Raw genomic sequence first — 25969 nt, 5'->3', positions numbered from 1 at the left:
CGGTGGCGCGAGCGGCTCGTAGAATGGCGCCATGGAACCGCTCGAAGGCGCACGCCCGGCCCCGCTCGTGGAGCCGGCCCCCGAGCTGACGCCCGCCGCTGCCGCACGCGCGCGTCGGCAGATCGTGCTCCCGGGCTTCGGAGAGGAGGCGCAGCGCCGGCTCGCAGCCGCCCGAGTGCTCGTCATCGGCGCCGGGGGACTCGGCTGCGCCGCGGTCCCGTATCTCGCCGGCGCTGGAATCGGGCGCATCGGCATCGTCGACGACGACGCGGTCGAGCTCTCGAACCTGCACCGCCAGGTCGCGCACACGACCGCCGACCTGGGGCGTGCGAAGGTCGATTCCCTCGCCGAGACGGCGCTCGCGATCGACCCGGGGCTCACCATCGACCGGCACCGCGCCCGACTCACCGCCGAGAACGCGCTCGCCCTGTTCGCCGAGTACGACCTCGTGATCGACGGCAGCGACAACTTCCCGACCCGCTACCTCGCGAACGACGCCGCGCAGCTGACCGGGATCCCGCTCGTGTGGGGCGCGATCCTGCAGTTCTCGGGGCAGCTGGGCGTGGCCTGGCACGCCCACGGACCGGGCTATCGCGACCTGTTCCCGCAGCCTCCCGCCGCCGACACCGTGCTGGATTGCGCCGAAGGCGGCGTACTGCCCGGCCTGTGCGGAACGGTCGGGTCGCTGCTCGCGACGGAGGCCCTCAAGCTCATCACGGGCGTCGGCGACCCGCTCATCGGCCGGGTGCTGCTCTACGACGCGCTCGCGGCGCGCACGCGCGAACTCCGGATCAACCGAGACCCGCTGGCCGAGCCGGTCACGGAACTCATCGACTACGCGCTGTTCTGCGGCGTCGCCGCGAGCGAGGATCCTGCCGCGGGCGCGATGCCGCTCGCGGGCGCGGAGCTCGTCGAGCGCATCAGAGCGGGCGCCGCGCCGCGGCTCGTCGATGTGCGCAGTGCCGAGGAGCGGGCCGAGCGGCGGCTGCGGAACTCGGAGTGGGTGCCGCTCGAACGGATCGTCTCGGGCGACACTGCGCTCTCCGGGCCGGTCACGATCTACTGCGAGCGGGATCCGCGCTCGGTGCGCGCCGCCGAAGCCCTTGCCGCCCGGGGCACCGTCGACGTCTCCTTCCTGCGCGGCGGCATTCACGAGTTCGCCCGCCTCGCTCCCGATCTGATCGAGCGCGGCTGAGCCGCGCTCGATGTCGTCCCGTCGCCGAATCCTCCGGAGGATCCATGTCACATCCGCTCGCCCGTATCACGGACGCACCCATCGACGAGGGGGCGGTGCGCGCCGCGGTCGATGCCGCCGAATGCGGCGCCGTCGTGATGTTCCACGGCATCGTGCGCGACCACGACGGCGGACGCGGGGTGCTGGCGCTCGACTATCGCGCGCACCCCGACGCCGAGCGGTTCATCGCCGAGTGCGTCGCCGCCGAGGCCGAGGCGAGCGGACTGCGCCTCGCCGCGGTGCATCGCGTGGGGGAACTGCGCATCGGCGACGCCGCGCTCGTGGCAGCCGCCTCCGCCCCGCACCGCGCCGAAGCATTCGCCGCGATCGAGCGACTGGTCGAGCGGATCAAGCACGAGGTGCCGATCTGGAAGCGCCAGCACTTCTCGGACGGGGTGACCGAGTGGGTGGGGCTGTAGCACCGGGCCGACGGGCTCAGCCGCCGATGTAGGACATCTCGATCCGCTCGCGATCGTGCGCAGCCTCGGGCGGGAGAGCGGCGCGCAGCTCGGAGTAGCGGTCGTCGCGGCGCGACCAGATCCCGGCGAGCGCATCGCGCAGCTCGGCATCGGTGCAGGCCGCGTCGTCCCCCGTACCGCGCAGCAGCGCCCGCAGGTCGGTGCCCTGCGAGGCGAACAGGCAGGTGTAGAGCTTGCCGTCCGCCGAGATCCGGGCGCGAGTGCAGGTGCCGCAGAAGGCGCCCGTGACGCTCGAGATCACGCCGATCTCGCCCGACCCGTCGCGGTACCGCCAGCGCTTCGCCGTCTCGCCCTCGCGGCTCGCGCCGACCGCCTCGAGCGGGTGCACGGCATCGATGCGGCGCACGATCTCCTCCGAGGGCACGACGTCGTCGAGCACCCAGCCGTTCGAGGATCCGACGTCCATGTATTCGATGAAGCGCAGCGTCTGCCCGCTCGCACGGAAGTGCTCGGCGAGCGGCACGATCTCGTCGTCGTTCACGCCGCGCTTGATCACCGCGTTCACCTTCACCGGGCCGAGTCCCGCCTCGGCGGCTGCGGCGATGCCGTCGAGCACGCGCTGCACGGGGAAGCGCACGTCGTTGATCGCCTGGAACCTGCCGTCGTCGAGCGAGTCGACCGACACCGTGACGCGGTCGAGGCCGGCCGCCCTGAGCGCCCCGGCCTTCACCCGCAGCGCCGAGCCGTTGGTCGTCATCGCGAGGTCGGGCCGGCGGCCCTCAGGAGTGCGCAGCTCGGCGAGCCGGGCGACGAGCTCCTCGATTCCGCGCCGCAGGAGCGGCTCGCCGCCGGTGAGCCGCAGCTTGTCGACGCCCATCGACACCGCGGCGCTCGCGACGCGCACGATCTCGTCGAAACTCAGCAGTTCGTCCCGCTCCATGAACCGGTAGTCGGAACCGAAGATCTCCTTCGGCATGCAGTACACGCAGCGGAAGTTGCAGCGGTCGGTGACCGAGATCCGCAGATCGCGCAGCGCGCGTCCGCGCGCGTCGGGGAGGCCCTGTGCGGGCAGCCTGCGGATGCCGCGCGAGGCGCGGGCGCCGGGGCGTTCGTCGGCGGCTGCGCTGCTGGTCATCCTCCCATCCTTGCACCCGTCGGAGGGATGCGCCCGCGCGCGCTCAGTCCTCGGTGCGTCCGCGTACGAGCACGAGGGCCACCACGGCGACCGCGATGAGGATGAGCGAGAGCGCGAGCGCGGTGTCCTGCGTGACGCCCGCGCCGTTGAACGCCGTGTAGATCGCGAGCGGGACCGTTCGCGTCGTGCCCGCCGCATTGCCTGCGAACAGCGCCGTTGCGCCGAACTCTCCGAGCGCGCGCGTGAAGCACAGGATCGTGCCCGCGACGAGTCCCGGTCCGATGAGCGGCAGGGTGATGTGGACGAGAATCGCGAACGGCCCGGCGCCCTGGGTCTCGGCGGCCTCCGCGTAGCCCGGATCGAGCTGGCGCAGCGATCCCTCGACCGCGATGACGAGGAACGGCAGAGCGACGAAGACCTGCGCCAGCACGACCGCGGAGGTGGTGAACGGGATCCTGATGCCGGCGCTCAGGAGCGCGTCTCCGAGGATCCCCCCGCGGCCCAGGAGCGACAGCAGCGCGAGGCCGCCGACGAGCGGGGGAGGACGAGCGGGAGCGTCACGATCGCGCGCAGGAACGCGGCGAGGCGTCCCGACGCGCGCGCGATCACGACGGCGAGCGGCACGCCGAGCACCAGGCAGATCACGGTGGAGGTCGCCGCCGTGCCGAGCGAGAGCAGCAGGGCGCTCCGGGTTTCGGGAGCCACGAGGGTCGCCGGGAGCGCCGCCCAGTCCAAGCGCATCAGCAGGGCGAGCAGCGGCAGCACGAGCACGGACCCGCCGAGCACGGCGGGAAGGACGAGGCCGGCCGGGAGCGCCGGTCGGCGCCTGGCGGTCATGCCGGACTGAAGCCGAGCCGCTCGAGCAGCGACTGCGCGGCATCCGAACGCAGGTAGTCGGAGAAGGCCCGCGCCGCCTCGGGCGAGCGTGAACCGGTGATGGGAGCGATGAGGTAGGTTCCCGCGGCGACCTCCGACCCCGGGATGGGGATGCCGGTCACCTCCGTGCCGGCGCGCATCACGTCGGTGCGGTAGACCAGACCGGCGTCGGCTTCGCCCGCGCGCACCTTCGTGAGCACCGCGGTCACGTTCTGCTCCTCGCTCGCCGGCTTCAGCGACACCCCGTCTCGATCGAGCAGCTGCTGCGCCGCGTGGCCGCAGGGCACCTCGGGCGCGCAGGTCACGACCACCGGAGCCGCACCGTCGGCGGTCGTCTTCGCGAGGTCGGCGAGAGCGGTGATGCCGAGCGGGTTGCCCGGGGCCACGACGATCTCGAGGCGGCTCGTCGCGAACGCGATCGGATCGCCATCGGCGAGCTGCGCGTCCACGACCTTCTGCATGTTCGCCGCGTCGGCCGACGCGAACACGTCGACGGGAGCACCGCCGATGATCTGGGCGGCGAGCACCGAGGAACCGTCGAAGGTCGTCTTCTCGAACGTGACCTTCGGATACCGCTTCGCGAAATCGGTCGTGAGCCGTTCGAAGGCGGGCTGGAGCGACGCGGCCGCCGACACGGTCAGTGTGCCCGAGACCTCCGCCGACGCGCTCGGCGTCGCCGAAGCGCCGGGCGCGGTGCTCGACGACGCGGCGCATCCGGCGAGCAGGGCGACGGCGGCGAGCGCGCTCGCCGCGATCCCGGTGCGTGAGATGCGGCTGCGGCGGGTGCGGGTCACTGGGGGCTCCTCGGGGGTGCTGGTGGGTCGGGGCGCTCGGCCTCGATGATGACGGTGGTGGCCTTGACGATGGCGGTCGCGCGCGATCCGATCTCGATGCCGAGGTCGTCGAGGGCTTCGGAGGTCATGAGCGAGACGACGCGGTTGGGGCCGCACTGCAGTTCGACCTGGGCGACGATGCCGGAGCGTTCGACGGCGGTGACGATGCCGGTGAAGCGATTGCGGGCGCTGCGGCGCACGGGTTCGTCGTCGCCGTGCTGCGGGGCGAGGTCGAGCGCGCGTTTGGCGAGCGATGCGCCGGAGACCGTGCGGCGTCCGGCTTCGTCCGTGCCGGATTCGAGGATTCCGTCGGCCGCCCACCGGCGGATGGTGTCATCGCTGACACCGATGAGTCTGGCGGCATCGCTGATCCGGTAGTGCGTCACGATCGCCAGTGTATCGCCGCAGATGCGTTCGGTGTCGAGTCGTGCTTCCGCAGCTGCGAAAGTCGCCGCCTCCGGGATCCGTGTCTTCGGTCAGGGAATGCTTGACGCGGCTTCCGGCGGGCCGCTAGCTTCCAGGTAGGTCGAGTGCCCGCCGTACGGCGGGTCCGGTGGGGCAGAACCGGCGTGCCGGTTCCTGCCCCTCTTCACGCAGTGCAGCGAGGGGAGAAGCGGACATGAGCAGTGTTGGACTGCTGTACGTCGGAGCCGTCCTGTTCATCAACGGGCTGATGCTCATCGGCGTGGTGCCGGCGAAGGCCGCGGCCGCGATGAACCTCTTCGTCGGCGGCATGCAGGTGATCTTCCCGACGCTGATCATTCTGCAGTCGGGCGGCGACCAGGCGACGATCCTCGGGGCCTCGGGCCTGTACCTCTTCGGCTTCACCTACCTCTATGTCGCCTGGAACACGCTCACCGGTGCCAGCGGGGAAGGGCTCGGGTGGTTCTCCTCTTCGTCGCCGCCTGCGCGGTCGTGTACGGGATCCTGCAGTTCGCGATGTTCGACGACCCCGTGTTCGGGGTGATCTGGTTCGCATGGGCCGTGCTGTGGTTCCTGTTCTTCCTCGTGCTCGGCCTCGGACGCGAACGGCTCGGTCCCACGACGGGCTGGTTCACGCTGCTGCTCGGCATCTTCACCGGGGCGATCCCCGCGCTGCTGCTGCTGACGGGCACCTACGCGACCGGCACGGTCGAGGGCGTCGCGGCCGCCGTGATCGGGGTCGTGCTGTTCGGGATCGCCTGGGCACTGGGGCGTCGGGGCGGGATCTCGCAGGAGGAACGGGTCGTCGCTCCGGCGGCCGCGGTCGGGACGGAAGGAATCTGACATGCCGAGTTACAGCTATCGATGCGACGAGGGCTGCCGATTCGACGCCATCTATCCGATGGCCGAGGTCCCGGGCGAAACGGAATGCCGCAGCTGCGGCGCGATCGCCCGGCGCGGGATCACCGCACCGCACCTGTCGGTCGCAGGATCGGCCGCGTACCAGCTGATCGATCGCACCGCGCGCAGCGCGCACGAGCCGCAGGTCGTCGACCGGCTGCCCGCGCGCGGATCGGGCGCCGTGCAGCGCACGACGCAGAACCCGCTGCACGCGAAGCTGCCGCGGTCCTGAACCGAGCGGATCCGAACACCCGAACACCCGGCGGCGACGGCGCCGTCGAACGACAGAGAGAAGCAGGTGGCAACCATGCCGGAGCATATTTTCAAGCTCGACTCATCGAAGAAGTTCACGGAGCAGGAGAAACTCGGCCACAATCGGTGGCATCCCGAGATCCCGCCCGTCGCGACCGTGAAGCCGGGGGACAGCTTCCGCGTCGACTGCCGTGAGTGGTTCGACGGCGCGATCAAGAACGACGACTCCGCACAGGACATCCTCGACGCTCCGCTGCTCACGGTGCACACGCTGAGCGGTCCGTTCCGGGTCGAGGGCGCGCAGCCCGGCGACCTGCTCATCGTCGACATCCTCGACGTGGGCCCGATCCCGCAGGAGGACTCCGGTCCGCTCGCCGGCCAGGGCTGGGGATACACCGGCATCTTCTCCCGCAACAACGGCGGCGGGTTCCTGACCGAGCAGTTCCCCGACGCGTACAAGGCGGTGTGGGACTTCGCCGGACAGACGGCGACCTCGCGCCACGTCCCGGGAGTCTCGTTCACCGGTATCATCCACCCGGGTCTCATGGGCACCGCGCCGTCTGCCGGCTTGCTCGCGACGTGGAACAACCGCGAGGGCGCGCTCATCGCCACCGACCCCGATCGGGTGCCGCCGCTCGCGCTCCCGCCCGAGGCGGAGCACGCGATCCTCGGCGGCGTGCCGCGCGATCAGTGGGCGCGCGTCGGATCGGAAGCCGCGCGCACCGCACCGCCGCGCGAGAACGGCGGCAACCAGGACATCAAGAACTTCACCAAGGGATCGCGGGTGTTCTATCCGGTGTTCGTCGACGGGGCGAACCTGTCGATGGGCGACCTGCACTTCTCGCAGGGCGACGGCGAGATCACGTTCTGCGGCGCGATCGAGATGGGCGGATTCATCGACCTGCGCGTCGACCTCATCAAGGGCGGCATGGAGACCTACGGGGTCTCGGAGAACGCGATCTTCATGCCGGGCAACGTCGAACCGAACTACAGCCACTGGCTGGCGTTCTCGGGCACCTCGGTGACGCTCGACGGCGAGCAGCGGTACCTCGACTCGCACCTGTCGTACCAGCGCGCCTGCCTGCACGCGATCGACTACCTGACGAAGTTCGGCTACTCGCCCGAGCAAGCGTACCTGCTGCTCGGTGCCGCGCCGATCGAGGGCCGCCTGTCGGGCGTCGTCGACATCCCGAACTCGTGCTCGACGGTGTACCTGCCGGTGGAGATCTTCGACTTCGACGTGCGGCCGAGCGCCTCGGGGCCGTTCCAGATCGATCCGGGGATCGGAGCGCCCACCGCGGCGAACAGGTAGACGGGGAGAGGGAGGAGCCGCGGGCAGAGGGGAGCCCGCGGCTCCTCCGCTGTGCGGGGAGGGATCCTGCGGGAGCTTGCCCCAGCCGCTGGTTGAGCGAGCGGAGCGAGTCGAAACCGAGGCGCACCGGTTTCGACTCGCAAGCTCGCTCAACCGGCGGAGCGCCCGCCGTTCCGTCGTCGGGTCCGGGCGCTCCACCCCTTGACGCCCGCGACGCCGTGCCGAATCAGTGCCTCTCGCTTGGCGTGTGACCAGCCCTGCAGTCGCTTCTCCATCGCGTAGGCCTCATCGATGCGCTCGTACTCCTCGGCCCAGGCGAGCTCGACTGGGAGCCGCTTGCTCGTGTACTTCGAGCCGAGGCCGGTTCGATGCTGATTCAAGCGACGGAGTAGATCTCTGGTGCTTCCGACGTAGTAGCTGCCGTCGGCGCACGTGAGGATGTAGACGTGGGGCATGCCGGTACCGTACGCGAGAGTTACTCTGCGCGGTCAAGCGATCGCGCATAAGAGGTGTCTCCTCTCGGTTTCGACTCGCAAGCTCGCTCAACCGGCGGAGCGCCGATCGGGGTTCGACTCCTTCGTCGCTCAACCGCCGGTTCGCTCAACCGGCGGGGACCGCTACACCACCACCGGGCGGCCCACGCCGACCGGAGTCGACGACGGTTCGAGACGGATCACGATGGCCTTCGACACCGGGGTGTTGCTCTCGAGCGCGGTGCTGTCGAGCGGCACCAGCACGTTCGCCTCCGGGAAGTAGGCCGCAGCGCAGCCGCGCGCCGTGGGGAACGCGACCGTGCGGAACCCGCGCAGCACCCGATCGGGCTGGTCCTTCCACTCGCTGAAGATGTCGACGGTCTGACCGTCCGCGAGCCCGAGCTCGGCGAGATCGTCGGGGTGCACGAAGATCACCGATCGGCCCTTCTTGATGCCGCGGTAGCGATCGTTGAGGCTGTAGATCGTGGTGTTGAACTGGTCGTGCGAGCGCATGGTCTGCAGCAGCAGGCGCCCCGGCGGGCAGACGACGGGTTCGAGCTCGTTCACCGTGATGCGCGCCTTGCCGGTGGCGGTGTCGAAGCGCCGTTCGTCGCGGGGGCCGTTCGGCAGGACGAAGCCGTCGCGGGTGCGTGTCTTCTCGTTGTAGCTCTCGCAGCCGGGCACGACGTGTGAGATGTGCTCGCGGATCACGTCGTAGTCGTCGATCATGCCGAGCCAGTCGATGCCGTACCGGTCGCCGAGGGTCGCGTGCGCGATCCCGCCCACGATCGCGACCTCGGAGCGCACCTGGTCGGAGATCGGCGGGATCTGGCCGTGCGAAGCGTGCACCGCGCACACCGAGTCCTCGACCGTGATGTACTGCGGGCCGCTCAGCTGCTCGTCGACCTCGGTGCGGCCGAGCACGGGCAGGATCAGCGCTTCCTGGCCCGTGATGACGTGCGAGCGGTTCAGCTTCGTCGAGAGCTGGATGCTGAGCTCGGTCTTGCGCATGGCCGACTCGGCGAGGTTCGTGTCGGAGATGGCGCCGAGCAGGTTGCCGCCGAGGCCCATCCACACCTTGATGCGCCCCTCGTCGAGCGCTCGGATGCCGTTCACGGCGTCGACGCCGTGCGCGCGGGGCGGTTCGAAGCCGAACTCCGCTCCGAGCGCGTCGAGGAAGGAGTCCGGCATCTGCTCCCACACGCCCATCGTGCGGTCTCCCTGCACGTTCGAATGGCCGCGGATGGGGGAGGCGCCGGCGCCCGGCTTGCCGATGTTGCCGCGGAGCAGCAGCAGGTTGATGATCTCCTTGATCGTGGCGACGCCCTGGCGCTGCTGGGTGATCCCCATGGCCCAGGCGATGATCACCTTGTCGGAGCTCAGGTAGCGGTCGGCGAGCTCGTCGATCTCGGCCTGCGAGAGCCCGGTCGCCTGCTCGACCTCGCGCTCGTCGACCTGTGCGATGTGCTCGGCGAACGCTTCGAAGCCGTCGCAGTGCCGCTCGATGAAGTCGTGGTCGAGCACCGTGCCCGGGGCGGCGGCCTCCGCGGCGAGCACACGCTTCGAGATGGCCTGCAGCAGGGCCATGTCGCCGCCCGAGCGGATCTGCAGGAACTGGTCGGCGATCTGCGTCGGCTTGCCGACGTAACCGCGCACCCGCTGCGGATCCTTGTAGCCGATGAGACCGGCCTCGGGGAGAGGGTTCACGGCGACGATCCGGGCCCCGTTCTCCTTCGCCTCCTGCAGCGCCGTGAGCATGCGCGGATGGTTGGTCCCGGGGTTCTGGCCCATGATGATGATCAGGTCGGACTCGCCGAAGTCGTCGTACGCGATCGTCGACTTGCCGATACCGACCGAGTAGCTCATGGCGGTGCCGGTGGATTCGTGGCACATGTTCGAGCAGTCGGGCAGGTTGTTCGTGCCGAGCACGCGGGCGAAGAGCTGGTAGAGGAACGCGGCCTCGTTCGACGCGCGTCCGCTCGTGTAGAACGACGCCTGATCCGGGTGCTCGAGACCGTTCAGGTGCTCGGCGACGATGCCGAAGGCGCGGTCCCAGCTGATGGGCTCGTAGTGGTCGGAGTCCTTCGCCTTGTAGACGGGCTCGACGATGCGTCCCTGCATGCCGAGCCAGTACTCCGTCTTGTCCTCGAGGGAGGTGAGGGAGTGCTCCTTCCAGAACGCGCGCTCGATCTTGAGCGGCGTGGCCTCCCAGGTGACCGCTTTGCCGCCGTTCTCGCAGAACTCCGCGATCTTGCGGTGGCTGGGGTCGGGCCACGCGCAGCTCATGCAGTCGAAGCCGCCCTTCTGGTTGATCTTCGTCATGAGCTTGACCGTGCGGCCGAGACCCATCTCGAGGATCGCGGGCTCCATCGAGTGGAACACGCCGCCCATGCCGGCCGCGTAGGTCTTCGGTTCCGAGACCTCGATGTCGGCGTCGGAGAAGTCGTCGCGCGGTGCCTTGGGGGTCATGGCTGACCTGCTTTCTGCAGCGGAGTGCGGCTCGCGGACGCCTCTGCCCGCGGCTCGTCGGTGTCGTCCGCGGGAGCGGACGTGTTCGTGATGCGGTCGGGCCGCGTGTAGACGACCATCGACTCGCCGCGGAGGAACCCGACGAGCGTGAGGCCGGCCTCTTCGGCGAGCTCGGCCGCGAGCGACGACGGCGCCGATACTGCGGTGAGCATCGGGATCCCCGCCATCAGGGCCTTCTGCGTGAGTTCGAAGCTGGACCGCCCGGAGACCATCAGCACGCACGAGCGGGCCGGCACCCGGCCGTGCTGGAGCGCCCAGCCGACGACCTTGTCGACCGCGTTGTGGCGGCCGACGTCCTCGCGCAGCACGAGCATCTCGCCCGTGGTGCCGTCGAACAGCGCCGCGGCGTGCAGGCCGCCGGTGCGTTCGAACACGGCCTGCTGCGCGCGCAGCTCGTCCGGGAAGCGGACGATCGCGGACGCATCGATCGACAGCGGATCGCTCGCGACGTCGAAGCGGCTCTGGGTGCGCACGGCGTCGATGCTGGCCTTCCCGCACAGCCCGCAGGAACTCGTCGTGAAGAAGTTGCGCTCGAGGCTCGGATCCGGCGGAGCCACCCGGGCGCGAGCCCGACGTCGAGCACGTTGTAGGTATTCTCCTCCCCGTCCGCGGCACAGTGGATCGCCGCCGCGAAGTGCTCGGAGCGGTGGATCACGCCCTCGGAGACCAGGAACCCCGCCGCGAGTTCGACGTCGTGGCCCGGCGTGCGCATCGTCACCGCGAGGGACTTCCCGCCGACCCGGATCTCGAGCGGCTCCTCGACCGCGAGGAAGTCGGCTCGCCGGGAGACCGATCCGCCTGCGGTGAGGCGGGTCACACGACGTCGGGCGGCGATACGGGACACGCTTCTTGGATAGCATCGAAACGAAGCAAGGGCAAGGCCGCGCGGGGCGTGTGCGGAGCGGGGACGATATGACGGGCGATGGTGCGGTCGCAGCGGAGGAGCACCTCCGCTGGATCCTGGATCGCGTTCCCGTGCTCGCGGCGCAGGTGCTGCCCCTGGACGACGCCGTCGGCCTGCTGCTCGCCGAGGACGTCGCCTCCCTCCTCGACCTGCCGATCTGGGACAACTCCGCGATGGACGGGTACGCCGTGCGGTCCGCCGACCTCGCGGCCGCGACCGCGCAGCGTCCGCTCGCGCTCCGGGTCGTCGGGGAGGTCGCGGCGGGCAGCCCGGAGGACCCGAGCATCGCGCCCGGCGAGACCGTGCGGATCATGACGGGGGCTCCGATGCCGAGCGCCGCCGACGCGGTCGTCCCCGTCGAGCGCACCTCGGGCGACACCCCCGGAGAGCCCTGGGCGCGAGCCGAGGCCCGGTTCTCCGGACCCGTCGCCCCCGGTACGAACGTCCGCCGCCGCGCCGAGGACGTCGCCGCGGGAGCGGTGATCGCACGCGCTGGCAGCGCGCTCGGAGCGGCCCGCATCGCGGCGCTCGCCGCAGCCGGCGTGTCCTCGGTGGGCGTCCGGCCGCGGCCCCGGGTCGCGGTGCTCGTCACCGGATCCGAACTGAGCGCGCCCGGCACGGCGCTCGAACGCGGACGGATCCCGGAGTCGAACTCGCTGCTGCTGCGCGCCCTGCTCGCCGAGCAGGGCATCGACGCCGTCGAGGTGGGGACGAGCGTCGACGATCCCGATGCCCTGGCCACGCGGTTGAGCGAGCTCGGGAGACGGGTCGACCTGGTGCTGACCACCGGGGGAGTCGGGCCCGGCCGCCACGACGTCGTGCGCCTCGCTCTCGAGCGGGAGCCGGGTGTGCGGCCGGTGCGGGTCGCCGTGCGCCCGGGGCAGCCCCAGTGCGCGGGCCGGCTCGACGGAGGCGCCTGGATCTTCGCGCTCCCCGGCAACCCGGTGAGCGCGGCCGTGAGCTTCGAGCTCTTCGTCCGGCCGGCGCTGCACCGGATGCAGGGCGGCGACGGATCCCCGCGGCTCCGCCTGCCCGCCGTCGCGGAGATCGGCTGGCGCGGGCCCGCCGGGCGGCTGCAGGTGCTGCCCGTGCGGATCGACTCCGACGGCTCGGGCCTGCGCTGCGCGCCGGCAGTGGACCCCGGCGGCTTCTCGCACGCCGTCGGCGGGCACGGAACCGCGGACGGCTACGCGATGGTCCCCGTGGGCCGCGGGGACGTCGTCGCGGGCGAGGCCGTCGACGTGATTCTGGTGGGGCGATGAGCCCGCGGCCGCCCGTGCTCGCCGCCGTCGTGCTGGCCGGTGGCCGGGGATCGCGACTCGGTGGTCGCGACAAGGCGGTGCTGCGGCTCGGCGGCGAGCGCCTCGTCGATCGGGCGGCCGGTGCGGCGTGCGCGGCCGGGGCGGATCCGGTGATCGTGGTGGGCCCGTCGGAGGCCGCCGTGCCGGGGTGCGCGGTCGTGCGCGAGGATCCGCCGTTCGCCGGACCGCTGGCGGCGCTCGAGGCCGCGGTGGCGACGCTCGGCGGCGTGCCCGACGGGGCGTGGCTGCTGCTGCTGTCGTGCGACCTGGTGCGGCCGGCCGAGGTCGTCGCGCGGCTCGCTCCCGCCCTCGCGGCGGCGGTCGACGACGCGGACGCCCGGGTGCTGCGCGATCCCGATGGCCGGGCGCAGTGGCTCGCGGCGGCGTATCGTCTGGGGGCGCTGCGCACCGGCTTGGCGTCGCTGGCGGGGCGCACCGCGAACGCGCCGCTGCGACGAGCCTTCGGATCGCTGTCGGTGGGCTTCGTCGACGTCGATGCGGCGACGGTCGCGGACGTCGATACGCCGGACGATCTCGAGCGGGCGGAATGGTTCGCTCGCGTGCCACCCGAAGGAGAAGGAGCGGACGATGAGTGACCAGAAACGGCTTCCGCCGGAGGCCCTCGACGCGTGGCTCGCGGCGGCCGCCGCCGAGCTCGGGCTGGATCCGGCGACGGTGTCGATCGGCACCGTGCTGGACGTCGCGCGCGACGTGGCGCACGACGTCGCGCGGCCCGCGGCGCCGCTCTCGACGTTCCTGCTGGGCGTCGCATTCGGACGGCTCGGGGGCGACGCGGATCCCGAGCGATTGGACGAACTGGCGGCGCTCCTCGTCGACCGTGCGGACGCCTGGAAGCAGGCGCAGGAGCTCGGAGGGTGAGACCGGCCGTGCGCCGCGGTGCGCGGTGCACGGCCGAGCCCGGTGACGTCAGTTGCCCATGACCTTCTGGAAGGCCTTGGTGTAGCGGTCGTCCTCCTGCGCGGTGAGGGAGCGCATGTCGAAGATGCGCTTCGACATCTCCTCGTCGGGGAAGATCAGCGGGTTGTCGGCGAGCTTGGGGTCGAGCTTCGCCATGGCGTCGCGCGCCCCGGCGACGGGCGTGACGTACTGCACGTACTGCGCGACGCGGGCCGCGACCTCGGGTTCGTAGTAGTAGTTCACGAGCTCGTGCACCTGCTTGTACGACTCGGTGGCCTTCGGCATCGCGAAGGAGTCGATGAAGACCGAGGCGCCGGATTCCGGCACCACGAACTTCCAGATCTCCTCGCCGGCCTCCTCGTTGAGGATCGCGATGTCGCCGGACCAGCACATGCCCGCCCAGACCTTCTCCTGCTGCAGGTCCTGCGTGTACGAGTTGCCCTTGATCGTGGCGACCTGGCCGCGGGCGAGCTGCTTCTTGACGACGTCGAGGGCCGCGTGGAACTGATCGTCGCCCCAGGCGTCGCCGACGATGTCGACGCCCTGCTCGAGCATGATGAGTCCGGTGGTGTCGTCCTGCTCGGAGAGCAGATTGACCTTGCCCTTGAGCTCGGGCGCCCACAGGTCCGAGACCTGCTTGACGCCCTTGGGATAGAGCTTGGTGTTGTAGACCAGGCCCGTCATGCCCGCCTGATAGGGGATCGACATGATGCGGTCCGGGTCGAAGGTCGCGTGCTTCACCAGGTCGATCATCTGCTCGCCCGCGTTGGGCACGAGGCTCCGGTCGAACTTGCGCAGCTGGTCCTTCTCGACGAGGCGCACCACGGTGGTGTCGGACGTGACGAACACGTCGTAGCCGGTGTCCTGCCCGAGCTGCAGCTGGTCCTTGATCTTCGCGATGAAGGTCTTGTTGTCGTCGATGTCCTCGTAGTAGTCGACCGCGATGTCGGTCTGCTCCATGAAGTCGTTGAGCGTCGGGTAGTCCTTCGTCTTCTCGTCGAAGTCGAGGTAGTAGGTCCAGTTCGCCCAGCGGATGCTGCCCTTCGAGCCGTCTCCGTAGCTCTTCTTGCTCGAGCAGGCCGCGAGGCCGCTCGCGCCGAGCAGTGCGGCGCCGAGTCCGGCGCCCTGCAGGAGCCTGCGGCGGCTGAGGGGAGCCCGTCGCGCGCGCTGGACGATCGAGCGGATGAGCGGGTCCTCGGGGAGGGGATGGGGCATGTTCTTCTCCTTTGAAGTGCGTGCGTCCCCATCCTGGCACGCCGTGCCGCGCCCCCGGGCGAACAGCCTGTGCGGGGCGCTACCGCTTCGCGGACACGGTGTCGTGCAGCGCGCGGGCGATCGCGGGCGGCGCGGCGAGCAGCAGGGGTTCACCGGGCGGGGTCTGCGCGTCGACGCCGAGGAGCTCGGCACCGGCCTCGCTCGCGATGAGCGCGGCCGCGGCGTAGTCCCAGGGCTGGAGCCCGCGCTCGTAGTAGGCGTCGAGGCGCCCCGACGCGACCATGCAGAGGTCGTAGGCGGCCGAACCGAGGCGGCGGATGTCGCGGATCCGCGGCAGCACCCGGGCGACGACCTCGGCCTGCTCGGCGCGGCGCTCGGCCGTGTAGCCGAACCCGGTGCCGACGAGTGCGAGACCGAGATCCTGCTGGCCGGAGACGCGGATCGGAACCCCGTTGCGGGTCGCGCCGCCGCCCTGCGCCGCGACGAACAGCTCACCCGATCGCGGCGCGCTGACGGCACCGGCGATCGCACGGCGGCCGTCGGCGAACGCGTCCGGATCCGTCACGGTGGCCGCGATGCTCACCGAGAAGATCGGCAGGTCGTAGAGGTAGTTGACCGTGCCGTCGATCGGATCGACGACCCAGGTGATGCCCGTCGTCCCGGAGTCGCTCGCGCCCTCCTCTCCGAGGACGCCGTCGTCCGGCCTCGCCTCGCGGATGAGATCGGTCACCAGTCGCTCCGCCTCGTGGTCGGCGGCGGTCACGACGTCGGTCGCGCTGGACTTGGTCGCGGCGACGTCGACCCCCGCATCGCGCAGCTCGACGATGCGCCGCCCGGCGGTCTCGGCGATGCGCGCGGCGACCGCGGCGAGCTCGGCGGCGAACGCGGGGGAAACGGCGGGGACGGAAGCGGGCGTCTCGGTCATGCCACGAGCCTACGACGTGCCGTGCCGCCGCACCCGTCCGGCGCGGCGGCACGCGGTCCGCGAACTAGGAGCGCGCTTCCTCGGCGAGCACGTAGGCGTCCTCGCCGTGGTGCCGGCCGTCGATCCCGCCGGCCTCGACCTCCGCCGGTACGCGGAGCCCCGTGACGGCGCGGACGGCGAGCGCGATCAGCAGGGCCACGACGAAGGAGTACCCGGCGACCGCGACCACCGAGATCGACTGCACGAGCAGCTGCCCGGCGTCGCCTCCCGTGAACAGGCCGGTGCCGGTCGCGAAGAAGCCCAGGTACAGCGTGCCGAGGGCGCCGGCGACGAGGTGCAGGCCGACGACGTCGAGGGAATCGTCGAAGCCGAGACGGTACTTGGCCTCCACCGCGACCGCGCAGGCCGCTCCGGCGAGGATCCCGAGCAGGATCGCCCAGATCGGCGCGAGGTTCGCGCAGGCCGGCGTGATCGCGACGAGGCCGGCGACGGCGCCCGAGCACGCGCCGACCGCCCCGGGGCGACGCCCGCGCATCGCATCGGTGGCGAGCCAGCCCATGATCCCGGCGGTCGCCGCGACGATGGTGTTGATCACGATGAGGCCGGCCTGCGCGTCGTTCTGCGCGGTGCCGGCGTTGAACCCGATCCAGCCGAACCACAGCAGGGCGGCGCCGATCGTGACGAGCGGCACGCTGTGCGGGCGGTGCACTCCCGGAGCGAAATCGATGCGACGACCGGCGACGAGCGCGAGTGCGAGCGCGGCGGCGCCGGCACTGATGTGCACGGCGGTCCCGCCCGCCCAGTCGATCACGTCCGCGGTGCCGAGCATGCCGCCCAGCTTCTGGATCCAGCCGCCGCCCCACACCCAGGCCGCGACCGGGAAGTAGACGAGGGTCGCCCACAGGCCGGCGAACAGCATCCAGGATCCGAGACCGACCCGGTCGGCGATCGCGCCGGAGATGAGCGCGGTGCTGATCATCGCGAACGTGGCGCCGAAGCCGGCCGAGACGAACGACGCGGGATCCGTCGAGATGAAGCCGAGATCCTTCAAGGGGTTCCCCGCGAACCCCGGAGCTTCGCCGGGGCCGAACACCGTCATGCCGTAGCCGTAGAGCACCCAGAGGACGCCGACGAGTCCCATGGCGCTCAGGCTGAACATCATCATGTTCACGACGGACCGGACGCGGACGAGGCCGCCGTAGAACAGTGCGAGGCCGGGGGTCATCACGAGCACCAGCGCGGTGCTCGTCACCATCCAGACGGCATTCGGGGTCATGGGTGCTCCGTTCGTTCCGAGGCGGTCGTTTCCGCCGGTGGGAGCAGTGTGCGCGCCGGTCGTTGCGCATCGGTGTCGGTCGTGTTTCCCGCCCGTTACGATGCGGCCCCTCCGATGACGATCCTGTTTCGCGGGCGGAATCGCGGCGATCCTGCTAAGCTGTTCAGGTTGCCGTCCAACGGCCGCGGATAAAGAGAGCCCCAGCAGCAAGCTGGTGGCGCCGCGCAACAAGCGAAAGGGGACCCGATATGGCACTGCCTGCAGAGGTCAAGAAGGCGATCATCGACGAGTACGCGACCCACCCCGGTGACACCGGTTCCCCCGAGGTCCAGGTCGCGATGCTCACGCAGCGGATCAAGGATCTCACCGAGCACCTGAAGGAGCACAAGCACGACCACCACTCGCGTCGTGGCCTGCTGCTCCTCGTCGGCCAGCGCCGTCGTCTTCTGGGATACCTCCAGAACGTCGACATCGCGCGCTACCGCTCGCTCATCGAGCGCCTCGGCCTGCGTCGATAGTTTCGGCTTCGGGATCGGCATGCCGATCCACGACCCGGAAGGGCCCGTTACCTCGTGGTGACGGGCCCTTCGTCGTTCCCGGGTCAGTCGGGGAGCGTCGTTCCCGGGTCAGCCGGGGAGCGTCGTTCCCGGGTCAGCCGGGGAATGCCGCCGAGAACAGGTTCACGATCAGGCTCAGCACCATCGCGGCCACACTGATGCTCGCGCTCACGAGCGCGCCGATCGCGGCCCAGCGCCAGCGTTCAGCGCCACGCAGGAGGACTCCGAAGATGGCGAGGCCGAGTGCGACGAGCAGCAGGATCGCCTGCAGGGTCTGCACGACTCCGGTCACCGGAGCGAGGCTCTGGCCCGAACTGAGCGCGGAACGGTAGAAGAGCGGCGAGAGAACGCTGACGAGCGTCGACAGTGCGACGAGGCCGAGCGAGACGATGCCCGGGATGTTGACGCGCTCCGCGGTCGGGGCCGGTGCGGAGGCGTACCCCTGCTGCGGCGGTGCGTACTGGGCCTGCTGGGGCTGGGGCGCGGGGGCTGCGGCGCGTACTGCGGGGCAGCGTAGTGCGGCTGGGGCTGCGGCTGCGGCGCCTGCGGCGGGAGATTCGGCTGCGGAGTGCTCATACCGAAGAGCCTAGGCCACCGGAGATGCCCGTCGACCGGAGCCCGACGCAACGCGGCGGCGGACCTGGCGTGCGCAGGAAGGCCGATATCCTGGACGAATGAGCGTGAGCGATCGAGTCCCGTGCCGACGAGGGGATCCCGCGTGAGCGAGGATCGCGGTTCCGCGGACTCGGTGTTCCTCCGCGCGCTCGGTTCCGCGGCCGAGCGCCTGCGGCCGGAGGTCGCGAGCTACGTCGCAGGGCCGCCCGCTCCGGGACTCGTCGGCATCGGCACCGGGGTCTTCGAGATCGCCGGCAGCCGCTACGGGCGGTGGAACCTGCTCGCCCGTCTCGTGGTCGGCCCCGAGGTGCTGATCACCACGCAGGAGCGCGACGTCCCGTTCGAAGTGGTGAACCGGCCCGCACGGGGACCGGGCGGCGCACCCGAACTCCGAGCGGAGCGCTTCTTCCTGTTCAGCACCGGAACCCAGGGGTTCTCGGACGTGCTGCGCGCGACGGGCGAACCGGGGTCCTGCGGAACCTGCTCGGTCCGAAGCGCCGTCTCGAACTGCGCCTGCGCTGCGCGGTCACCGACTCGGGGCATCTGAGCCTCCGGGCCGAGCGGAGCTGGCTGCGCGTGTGGCGCTTCCGGATCCCGCTGCCGTCGGCGCTGACCGTCTCCGTCGACCTCGAGGACGGCTACGACCCGGCGACGGAGCGCCAGACGATCCGGGCGAAGGTGAGCAATCCGATCCTCGGCACCGTGCTCGAGTACCGCGGCTCGTTCACCTACCGCTACGCCGCCGACTGACCTGGCGAGGAAGCTCAGGAATACAGCGGGCTCGTCGCCACCTCGGACAGCATGAACTGCATGAACATGACGGTCCAGATCGTGGTGACCACCAGCGAGACGAGCACGCAGGCCAGGTTCGCCCACAGCGGCCACCCCGGGGTGCGGGTCACCTTGCGCAGCACCACATGGCGTCCGATCAGGTAGACGGTCGCTCCGAGGAACGCGAACGCCCAGTGGAACGGGCGCACGACGCCGAGCGCCGTCAACCGCTTGGAGTCCCGGTGCGCCGCGACGATGATGAGCGCCGTGAGGGCCCAGCCCAGGAGCGCCACGATCCCGGTGGTCGCGAAGTAGGAGACGAACCCGCTCCCGTCACCCTCTGCGAGGAAGCGCACGTAGCCGCGAACGTCGATCAGGAAGATCGACGGAACGGCGATGAGCTGCGCCAGGGCGATCACCCAGGTCCAGGGGCTGTCGACCGCGAGATGATCCGCCAGCCGCGGTCGCTCGCGTACCTCGGGGTGCGGGGCGGCGGCCGACGCGGATCCCTGCGCGTGCGCCGTCCAAGCGGCGCCGTCCCACCACCGCACCGCACCGGTGCCGTCGGGATACCAGCCCGGGGCGGGCTGCTGCGGGGCGGGGGCCTGGAGATGATTCGGATCGCTCATGATGTCTCCAGGCTAACGGGAAAGGCCCCGTGCATCGCCGGAGCGGTGCACGGGGCCTCTCGCGAGGTCTGATCGGATCAGATCTTCGACGAAGCGTCCTTGAGGACGCTGCGCAGGATGCCGCCGATCTCGGCGAACTCCGACGGACCGATGGTCAGCGGCGGGGCGAGCTGGATCACGGGGTCTCCGCGGTCGTCGGCGCGGCAGTAGAGGCCGGCCTCCCACAGCGCGGGGGAGAGGTAGTCGCGCAGGAGTCGGTTCGACTCCTCCTCGTTGAAGGTCTCCTTCGTGGCCTTGTCCTTGACGAGCTCGATTCCGAAGAAGTAGCCCTCGCCGCGGACGTCGCCCACGATGTCGATGTCGAGGAGCTTCTCGAGCTCGGCGCGGAACAGCGGGCTGTTCTCGCGCACGCGGCCGTTGAGGTCCTCTTCCTCGAAGATGTCGAGGTTCTCGAGCGCCGCAGCCGCCGCAGCCGGGTGACCGGCGAAGGTGAAGCCGTGGTAGAAGGTGTTGTCGACCGAGTTGAACGGCTCCGACACCTTGTCCGAGACGATCATCGCACCGAGCGGGACGTAGCCCGAGGTGATGCCCTTGGCGGAGGTGATGATGTCGGGCTCGTAGCCGAGCGCCTTCGAAGCGAAGAAGTCGCCGACGCGGCCGTAGGCGCAGATGACCTCGTCCGAGACGAGCAGCACGTCGTACTGGTCGCAGATCTCGCGCACGCGCTTGAAGTACCCGGGGGAGGCGGGAAGCAGCCGCCCGAGTTCTGGACCGGCTCGAGGAAGACGGCGGCAACGGTGTCGGGACCCTCGAAGAGGATCGCCTCCTCGATGCGGTTCGCCGCCCACTGGCCGAAGGCCTCGAGATCGTCGCTCGGGGCGCCCATCTCGTCGGCACGGTAGAAGTTGGTGTTCGGAACGCGGTGACCGCCCGGGGTCAGCGGCTCGTAGAACTTCTTCATGTCGGGGATACCGGTGATCGCCAGCGCGCCCTGCGGGGTGCCGTGGTAGGCGACCGAGCGCGAGATGACCTTGTGCTTCATCGGCTTGCCCTGGATCTTCCAGAAGTGCTTCGCCAGCTTGAACGCCGACTCCACGGCCTCGCCACCACCGGTGGTGAAGAAGACCTTGTTCATCTGGCCGGGAGCGTAGGACGCGAGGCGCTCCGACAGCTCGATCGCGGCGGGGTGGCCGTAGGACCAGATCGGCATGAAGTCGAGCTGCTTCATCTGCTTGGCTGCGGCCTGCACGATGCGGTCGCGGCCGTGGCCGGCGTTGACCACGAACAGGCCCGCGAGGCCGTCGATGTACTGCTTGCCGGCAGCGTCGTAGATGTGGTGCCCCTCGGCGCGGGTGATGACGGGGATGCCGTCGTTCAGCACCTTGCGGTTGGTGAAGTGCGGCCACATGTGGCGCTTGGCCGAAGCCTGAAGAGCGGCGGTGTCGACCGCTGCCGTCGGATCAAAAGACATGGTTATCGTGTTCCCCAGTCGTATTTCTGTTTCTTGAGTTGGAGGTAGACGAAGGTCTCGGTCGAGGCGACCCCGTCGAGCGTTCTGATCTTTTGGTTCAGGAACTCGATGAGGCCATCGTCATCCTCGCACACGACCTCTGCCATCAGGTCGAAAGATCCCGCACTGAGGATCAGGTACGAGACCTCCGGCAAGTCGGCGAGGTGGTCGGCGACGACCCTGGTGTCACCGGAGACGCGAATGCCGATCATGGCGAGCCGGCTGAAGCCGATCCGCATCGGGTCGGTCACGGCAACGATCTGCATGACCCCGGCATCGGTGAGCTTCTGCACCCGCTGGCGGACGGCGGCCTCGCTGAGGCCGACCGCTTTGCCGATCTCGGCGTACGAGCGGCGACCATCGATCTGAAGCTGTTCGATGATCGCCTTCGACGTCGCGTCGAGGGCGAGTGAAGTTCGCTTGCTGCTCACGGTTTCGATCTTGGCACTCCGGAGGCGGAAACGCAAAGGAATTCGAAGCGAGTTCGAGATAATGCCGGGGATTCCGCAGTTTCGTTCCGCGTGTCGCCCGCGACGCCGCAGGCGCGTGCGGCGTTCGTGGGGGCGCCGCCGCCGGACACCGTGTTCGGAATCCGGCTCGGATCGGACGCGGGATTCGAAGATCCGTAACGTTCCCATGAAGATTCGCCGGACCCGCACCGCGGTGACTGGTTCGGCGCCCGGGCCTGTGCAATAGTTCGAACCGACCGACCCGGCGATGGAGCCACACAGGATCGTCGCACGGGGAACCGTCATGCATCGAGTCAAAGGAGACCCGAGATGAACAGAGTGCCCGAGGACCCCGTCGTCCGAGATCTCGTCGCGATGGTGCGCGGCGCCCAGGTGAACCGCCGCGGGCTCCTGCGGCTCGGCGCGGCCGGAGCCGCAGGAGTCGGAGCGCTCGCGCTCAGCGCCTGCGCGGGAAGCGCGCCGAAAGCCGACCAGGGGACCGGGAAGTCCGGATCGATCGTGTGGGGCAACTGGACCTACTACCTCGACTACGACTCGAAGACCCAGACGTTCCCGACGCTCGATGCCTTCATGAAGCAGACCAACATCAAGGTCGACTACCTCGAGGACATCGACGACAACAACACGTTCTACGGCAAGATCAAGGACCAGCTGAAGCTCGGCCAGGACACCGGCTACGACGTGATCACCCTGACCGACTGGATGGACGCCCGCCTCATCGAGGCGAAGCAGATCCAGGAGTTCGACTACGCGAACCTCGCCAACGTCACGGCGAACCTCATCGACTCGCAGAAGAATGCCCTCGACGTCGATCCCGGTCGCCGGTTCACGATCCCGTGGCAGCTGCCCGCCTCGGGTTTCGTCTGGAACAAGAAGCTGGTGCCGCAGGGCGTGCGCACGCTCGAGGACTTCATGCGCCCCGAGCTGAAGGGCAAGGTGGGCGTGCTCACCGAAATGCGGGACACCATGGGCATCATCATGCAGGCGCAGGGCGTCGACGTCGCGCAGAAGTCCTGGGGCGATGCCGAGTTCGACCGTGCACTGCAGTGGCTCGACGACGGGCTCAAGAGCGGGCAGATCTCGAAGGTCAAGGGCAACTCCTACACCCAGGACCTCGAGAAGGAGGACACGCTCGCCGCGATCGCCTGGACGGGCGACATCGTCATGCTGAACGCCGAGCAGGGGGACAAGTGGACGCTCGAGGTGCCCGAGTCCGGCGGCATGATCACGGCGGACTCGCTCACGGTGCCGAACGGCACCTCGGCGAAGAACAAGAAGCTCGTCGAGCAGCTGATCGACTACTACTACCAGCCGGAGATCGCGGCGCAGGTGGTGGCCTACACGTCGTTCGTCCCGCCCGTGAAGGGCGCCAAGGAGGCGATGGCGAAGGTCGACCCCAAGCAGGTCGACAACCCCCTGATCTTCCCGGACGCGGAGATGGACAAGCGGTTGCACAACTTCCGCACGCTGACTCCGCAGGAGGACAAGAAGTATACGGCCGCATTCAACAAGGTACTGGGACTGTAACCACGCACATGAACGACGCACACTCCTTCGCAGAGGCCGGAGCCGACCTCACCCTCACCGGGATCCAGAAGCGATTCCCGGGGTTCACCGCCATCGAGCACCTCGACCTCGAGATCCCCGCGGGGTCCTTCTTCGCGCTGCTCGGACCCTCGGGCTGCGGCAAGACCACCACACTGCGGCTCGTCGCCGGCCTGGAGGACCCGACCGCCGGTCGGATCCTGATCGGCGGCCGGGACGTCACCGCGCTCAAGCCGCATCGACGCCCGGTCAACACCGTGTTCCAGTCGTACGCGCTGTTCCCGCACATGACGATCCTCGAGAACGTCGCCTTCGGCCTCCGCCGCCGCAGGGTCGGGGATCCGGTGGGCAAGGCCAAGGAAGCGCTCGAACTCGTCGAGCTGGCGCACATCTCGGACCGCAAGCCCGCCCAGCTCTCGGGCGGCCAGCAGCAGCGCGTCGCACTCGCCCGCGCGGTGGTGAACCGGCCCGCGCTGCTGCTGCTCGACGAACCGCTCGGCGCGCTCGACCTCAAGCTGCGTCGTCAGATGCAGCAGGAGCTCAAGCAGATCCAGCAGGAGGTCGGCCTGACCTTCCTCCACGTGACCCACGATCAGGAGGAGGCCATGACCATGGCCGACACGGTCGCGGTCATGAACAAGGGCCGCATCGAGCAGATGGGCGCCCCCGAGGAGCTCTACGAGCTGCCGCGCACGGTGTTCGTCGCGAACTTCCTCGGGCAGTCCAACCTGTTCGAGGTGCAGGTGGTCGGCACCACCGACCGGGTCGTGCAGACCACGCTGAACGGGGGACGCGTCTCCGTGCTGCGCGAGCGGACCGAGCGCGACGGCGGCACGATCACGGTCGGCGTCCGCCCCGAGAAGCTGCGGCTGCACCGCGAGCAGCCGGCTGACGACCCCGCGATCAACGTGATCGGTCCCGGCCGCATCACCGACGTCTCGTTCATCGGCGTCAGCACCCAGTACACGGTGGAGGCGCCCGAGTTCGGCTCGGTGCAGGTGTTCGCCCAGAACGTCGAGGCCGGTCCCGGCGCGCGGCTCGGAGACGAGGTCTGGCTGAGCTGGCACGTCGAGCACACCTTCGGGCTCGCCGACGACCCGAGCGGGACCGGGTCCATCGCCTCGGATCTCTCGACGCGGGCCATGGCGGCCCAGGCGAAGCAGGGCTAAGGGGAGACCGATGGCATTCACCGCATTCTCGACGGGCGCGGCGTCCGTCGAGCAGGCGCCGAGGAAGCGATCCTGGACCGCGCTGCTGCTGCTCGCGCCCGGCATCGCCTACATGCTCCTCTTCTTCCTCGCGCCCTTCATCCAGCTCGTGTTCACCTCGCTCCAGGCCCCCGCGGCCTCGGGCGGCATCGGCGAGTACGTCGCCGCGTGGCAGTTCGGCAACTACGCCGACGCCATCGTGCAGTACTGGCCGCACATCCTCCGGTCCTTCGTCTACGCGCTCACCGCGACGGTGATCGGGCTCATCATCTGCTATCCGCTGGCCTACCTGATCGGCGTCACGCTGCGTCCGCGTCCCATGCTGCAGGGCATCGCGCTGATCCTCGTGGTCGCACCGTTCTTCATCAGCTTCCTGCTGCGCACGCTCGCGTGGAAGCAGATCCTGCCGAGCGAATGGATCGGGACCGACTTCTCGGTCATCTTCGGCCTCGTCTACAACTTCATCCCGTTCATGACCCTGCCGATGTTCGCCTCGCTGCAGCAGCTCGACCTGCGGCTCGTCGAGGCCGGGCAGGACCTCTACGCCTCCCCGGTCACCACGTTCCGCAAGGTCACGCTGCCGCTGTCGCTGCCCGGCGTGGTCTCGGGCACGCTGCTCAGCTTCATCCCGATGGCGGGCGACTACGTGAGCGCGTCGACCGAGTTCCTGGGCTCGACGAAGACCGCGATGATCGGTAACGCGATCGAGTCCAACTTCCTCCGCACGCAGGACTATCCGATGGCGGCGACGCTCTCGATCATCCTGATGGCCGTGATCCTCGTGATCGTCGCGACCTACGTGCGCAAGAGCGGGGCGGAGGATCTGCTGTGAACAAGTTCAGCCTGGGCAAGGCCTTCGTGCCGGTCGTCGGATCGATCGTGCTCATCTACCTGCTGCTGCCGATCTTCTACGTGATCGTGTTCTCGTTCAACGATGCCGGTCGCAACAACATCACCTGGCGCGGCTTCACCACCGACAACTGGGCGAACCCCTGCGGCGCCCCCGATGTCTGCGAGGCGTTCGGCAACAGCATCGTCGTCGGCGTGGTCGCGACCATCGTCGCGACCGTGCTCGGCAGTGCGATCGCCATCGCGCTCGTGCGGTACCGATTCAAGTTCCGCTCGACCATCAGCCTGATGCTCTTCACCCCGATGGCGACTCCCGAGGTCGTGCTCGGTGCGGGCCTCGCGGCGCAGTTCCTGCTGGCCGGCGTCGAGAAGGGGATCGGCACGATCATCCTGGCGCACACGATGTTCTGCATCTCGTACGTCGTGGTGGCGGTGAAGGCGCGCGTCGCGAGCCTCGACCCCTCGATCGAGGAGGCGGGGCGCGATCTCTACGGTTCGCCCGCGCAGGTGTTCTGGCGGATCACGCTGCCGATGCTCATGCCGGGCATCATCGGCGCGGCGCTCCTCAGCTTCGCGCTGTCGTTCGACGACTTCATCATCACGAACTTCAACTCGGGCACCGCCAACACGTTCCCCAAGTTCATCTACACCTCGGCGCTGCGCGGCGTGCCCGCGCAGGCGAACGTGCTGGCATCGATCGTGTTCCTCGGAGCGCTCGCGCTCGTCATCATCGTGCAGATGGTCGGAATCAATCGTCGGAAACGGCTCGCCGGCCGGTAGATGCTGCGGCGTTCGGGCCACGCGGGCGCCCGACCCCCGAACGGGGTTCGGCGCCCGCCGCCGCTCCCAGGAAACGGTCGGCTGGACCGGCCGGATGGGTGCATAATGAT

At 69.7% G+C, this 25969-nt stretch carries 23 protein-coding genes and 5 pseudogenes; 14 read left to right on the top strand and 14 right to left on the bottom strand.

Annotated features, from left to right (window positions below; all coding sequences use genetic code 11):
- The first annotated feature begins 31 nt into the window (after positions 1–31).
- Positions 32–1195: a ThiF family adenylyltransferase gene (locus AB3K78_RS08545; protein WP_416442380.1), complete on the top strand. Its 1164-nt coding sequence runs from the start codon at positions 32–34 to the stop codon at positions 1193–1195.
- Positions 1196–1239: 44 nt separating this feature from the next.
- Complete coding sequence (locus AB3K78_RS08540) at positions 1240–1653, top strand: molybdenum cofactor biosynthesis protein MoaE (protein ID WP_416442378.1); 414 nt, start codon at positions 1240–1242, stop codon at positions 1651–1653.
- 16 nt (positions 1654–1669) lie between these two features.
- Here the strand turns inward: AB3K78_RS08540 and moaA are convergent, their stop codons facing one another.
- From moaA to AB3K78_RS08520, 4 genes and pseudogenes are all read right to left on the bottom strand, one after another.
- Entirely contained in the window at positions 1670–2788 is a 1119-nt protein-coding gene (gene moaA, locus AB3K78_RS08535) for a GTP 3',8-cyclase MoaA (protein WP_416442376.1), read from the bottom strand.
- A gap of 43 nt (positions 2789–2831) precedes the next feature.
- Positions 2832–3625: pseudogene (locus tag AB3K78_RS08530) on the bottom strand (ABC transporter permease).
- Positions 3622–4458, bottom strand: a complete 837-nt coding sequence (modA, locus tag AB3K78_RS08525; RefSeq protein WP_416442374.1) for a molybdate ABC transporter substrate-binding protein — start codon at positions 4456–4458, stop codon at positions 3622–3624. Before modA ends, AB3K78_RS08530 begins: the two are co-directional and overlap by 4 nt.
- Positions 4455–4883, bottom strand: a complete 429-nt coding sequence (locus tag AB3K78_RS08520; protein ID WP_416442372.1) for a TOBE domain-containing protein — start codon at positions 4881–4883, stop codon at positions 4455–4457. The genes modA and AB3K78_RS08520 overlap by 4 nt, the downstream gene beginning before the upstream one ends.
- Before the next feature lie 233 nt (positions 4884–5116).
- On the opposite strand from AB3K78_RS08520, the pseudogene AB3K78_RS08515 reads away from it, so the two are divergent.
- The 3 genes and pseudogenes from AB3K78_RS08515 (at position 5117) to fmdA (ending at position 7384) form a co-directional block, all read left to right on the top strand.
- Positions 5117–5763, top strand: a pseudogene (locus tag AB3K78_RS08515) (AmiS/UreI family transporter).
- 1 nt (position 5764) lies between these two features.
- Positions 5765–6052 carry an FmdB family zinc ribbon protein gene (locus AB3K78_RS08510; RefSeq protein ID WP_416442370.1) on the top strand — a complete coding sequence of 96 codons (288 nt, stop codon included), beginning with the start codon at positions 5765–5767 and terminating at the stop codon, positions 6050–6052.
- Positions 6053–6127: 75 nt separating this feature from the next.
- Positions 6128–7384: a formamidase gene (fmdA, locus tag AB3K78_RS08505; RefSeq protein WP_416442368.1), complete on the top strand. Its 1257-nt coding sequence runs from the start codon at positions 6128–6130 to the stop codon at positions 7382–7384.
- 149 nt (positions 7385–7533) lie between these two features.
- Here the strand turns inward: fmdA and AB3K78_RS08500 are convergent, their stop codons facing one another.
- From AB3K78_RS08500 to fdhD, 3 genes and pseudogenes are all read right to left on the bottom strand, one after another.
- Positions 7534–7839: a GIY-YIG nuclease family protein gene (locus AB3K78_RS08500; protein WP_416442366.1), complete on the bottom strand. Its 306-nt coding sequence runs from the start codon at positions 7837–7839 to the stop codon at positions 7534–7536.
- A gap of 162 nt (positions 7840–8001) precedes the next feature.
- Positions 8002–10326, bottom strand: coding sequence for an FdhF/YdeP family oxidoreductase (locus AB3K78_RS08495; protein WP_416442364.1), 2325 nt, complete (start codon positions 10324–10326; stop codon positions 8002–8004).
- Positions 10323–11230 (bottom strand): annotated as a pseudogene (gene fdhD, locus AB3K78_RS08490) (formate dehydrogenase accessory sulfurtransferase FdhD). The gene AB3K78_RS08495 and the pseudogene fdhD overlap by 4 nt, the downstream one beginning before the upstream one ends.
- A 68-nt stretch (positions 11231–11298) precedes the next feature.
- Here fdhD and glp point away from each other — a divergent pair.
- The 3 genes from glp to AB3K78_RS08475 are packed head-to-tail and all read left to right on the top strand — an operon-like array spanning position 11299 to position 13470.
- Complete coding sequence (gene glp, locus AB3K78_RS08485) at positions 11299–12552, top strand: gephyrin-like molybdotransferase Glp (protein WP_416442362.1); 1254 nt, start codon at positions 11299–11301, stop codon at positions 12550–12552.
- On the top strand, positions 12549–13187 hold the full coding sequence (gene mobA, locus AB3K78_RS08480; RefSeq protein WP_416442360.1) for a molybdenum cofactor guanylyltransferase: 639 nt from the start codon (positions 12549–12551) through the stop codon (positions 13185–13187). The genes glp and mobA overlap by 4 nt, the downstream gene beginning before the upstream one ends.
- Positions 13180–13470: a DUF6457 domain-containing protein gene (locus AB3K78_RS08475; protein WP_416442358.1), complete on the top strand. Its 291-nt coding sequence runs from the start codon at positions 13180–13182 to the stop codon at positions 13468–13470. The genes mobA and AB3K78_RS08475 overlap by 8 nt, the downstream gene beginning before the upstream one ends.
- 48 nt (positions 13471–13518) lie before the next feature.
- On the opposite strand, the gene AB3K78_RS08470 is transcribed toward AB3K78_RS08475, so the two are convergent.
- The 3 genes from AB3K78_RS08470 to AB3K78_RS08460 all read right to left on the bottom strand — a co-directional run bounded on the left by AB3K78_RS08470 (position 13519) and on the right by AB3K78_RS08460 (position 16925).
- Positions 13519–14724 (bottom strand): ABC transporter substrate-binding protein, encoded by a 1206-nt coding sequence (locus AB3K78_RS08470; protein WP_416442356.1) that lies wholly within the window; start codon positions 14722–14724, stop codon positions 13519–13521.
- Between the two features lie 79 nt (positions 14725–14803).
- Positions 14804–15649 (bottom strand): inositol monophosphatase family protein, encoded by an 846-nt coding sequence (locus AB3K78_RS08465; protein WP_416442354.1) that lies wholly within the window; start codon positions 15647–15649, stop codon positions 14804–14806.
- Positions 15650–15713: 64 nt separating this feature from the next.
- Positions 15714–16925: an ammonium transporter gene (locus AB3K78_RS08460; RefSeq protein ID WP_416442352.1), complete on the bottom strand. Its 1212-nt coding sequence runs from the start codon at positions 16923–16925 to the stop codon at positions 15714–15716.
- 248 nt (positions 16926–17173) lie between these two features.
- Here AB3K78_RS08460 and rpsO point away from each other — a divergent pair, with 248 nt between their 5' ends.
- Positions 17174–17443, top strand: coding sequence for a 30S ribosomal protein S15 (gene rpsO / locus AB3K78_RS08455; RefSeq protein ID WP_046453981.1), 270 nt, complete (start codon positions 17174–17176; stop codon positions 17441–17443).
- Positions 17444–17576: 133 nt separating this feature from the next.
- Here the strand turns inward: rpsO and AB3K78_RS08450 are convergent, their stop codons facing one another.
- The gene (locus AB3K78_RS08450; protein ID WP_416442349.1) at positions 17577–17774 is read right to left on the bottom strand and encodes a hypothetical protein; all 198 of its coding nucleotides are present in this window, start codon (positions 17772–17774) and stop codon (positions 17577–17579) included.
- 276 nt (positions 17775–18050) lie between these two features.
- On the opposite strand from AB3K78_RS08450, the pseudogene AB3K78_RS08445 reads away from it, so the two are divergent.
- Positions 18051–18847: pseudogene (locus AB3K78_RS08445) on the top strand (DUF4166 domain-containing protein).
- Positions 18848–18861: 14 nt separating this feature from the next.
- Here AB3K78_RS08445 and AB3K78_RS08440 read toward each other — a convergent pair.
- From AB3K78_RS08440 to AB3K78_RS08430, 3 genes and pseudogenes are all read right to left on the bottom strand, one after another.
- The gene (locus AB3K78_RS08440; protein WP_416442347.1) at positions 18862–19497 is read right to left on the bottom strand and encodes a DUF2510 domain-containing protein; all 636 of its coding nucleotides are present in this window, start codon (positions 19495–19497) and stop codon (positions 18862–18864) included.
- Positions 19498–19574: 77 nt separating this feature from the next.
- Positions 19575–20968, bottom strand: a pseudogene (locus tag AB3K78_RS08435) (aspartate aminotransferase family protein).
- 2 nt (positions 20969–20970) lie between these two features.
- Complete coding sequence (locus AB3K78_RS08430) at positions 20971–21438, bottom strand: Lrp/AsnC family transcriptional regulator (RefSeq protein WP_046453977.1); 468 nt, start codon at positions 21436–21438, stop codon at positions 20971–20973.
- Between the two features lie 348 nt (positions 21439–21786).
- Between AB3K78_RS08430 and AB3K78_RS08425 the strand changes: the two genes are divergently transcribed.
- Genes AB3K78_RS08425 through AB3K78_RS08410 form a run of 4 tightly spaced genes read left to right on the top strand, consistent with a single transcriptional unit; the run spans position 21787 to position 25859 of the window.
- Positions 21787–23004 (top strand): ABC transporter substrate-binding protein, encoded by a 1218-nt coding sequence (locus AB3K78_RS08425; protein ID WP_416442345.1) that lies wholly within the window; start codon positions 21787–21789, stop codon positions 23002–23004.
- 8 nt (positions 23005–23012) lie between these two features.
- On the top strand, positions 23013–24191 hold the full coding sequence (locus AB3K78_RS08420; RefSeq protein WP_416442343.1) for an ABC transporter ATP-binding protein: 1179 nt from the start codon (positions 23013–23015) through the stop codon (positions 24189–24191).
- 10 nt (positions 24192–24201) lie between these two features.
- Positions 24202–25062, top strand: a complete 861-nt coding sequence (locus tag AB3K78_RS08415; RefSeq protein ID WP_416442341.1) for an ABC transporter permease — start codon at positions 24202–24204, stop codon at positions 25060–25062.
- Positions 25059–25859 (top strand): ABC transporter permease, encoded by an 801-nt coding sequence (locus AB3K78_RS08410; protein WP_416442339.1) that lies wholly within the window; start codon positions 25059–25061, stop codon positions 25857–25859. Before AB3K78_RS08415 ends, AB3K78_RS08410 begins: the two co-directional genes overlap by 4 nt.
- The last annotated feature ends 110 nt before the right edge of the window (positions 25860–25969 follow it).

The organism is Leucobacter sp. HNU (assembly GCF_047946755.1).
Lineage (GTDB): Bacteria > Actinomycetota > Actinomycetes > Actinomycetales > Microbacteriaceae > Leucobacter.
Note: the sequence above shows the minus strand (reverse complement) of the source record. Positions and strands in the feature narration are given on the sequence as shown.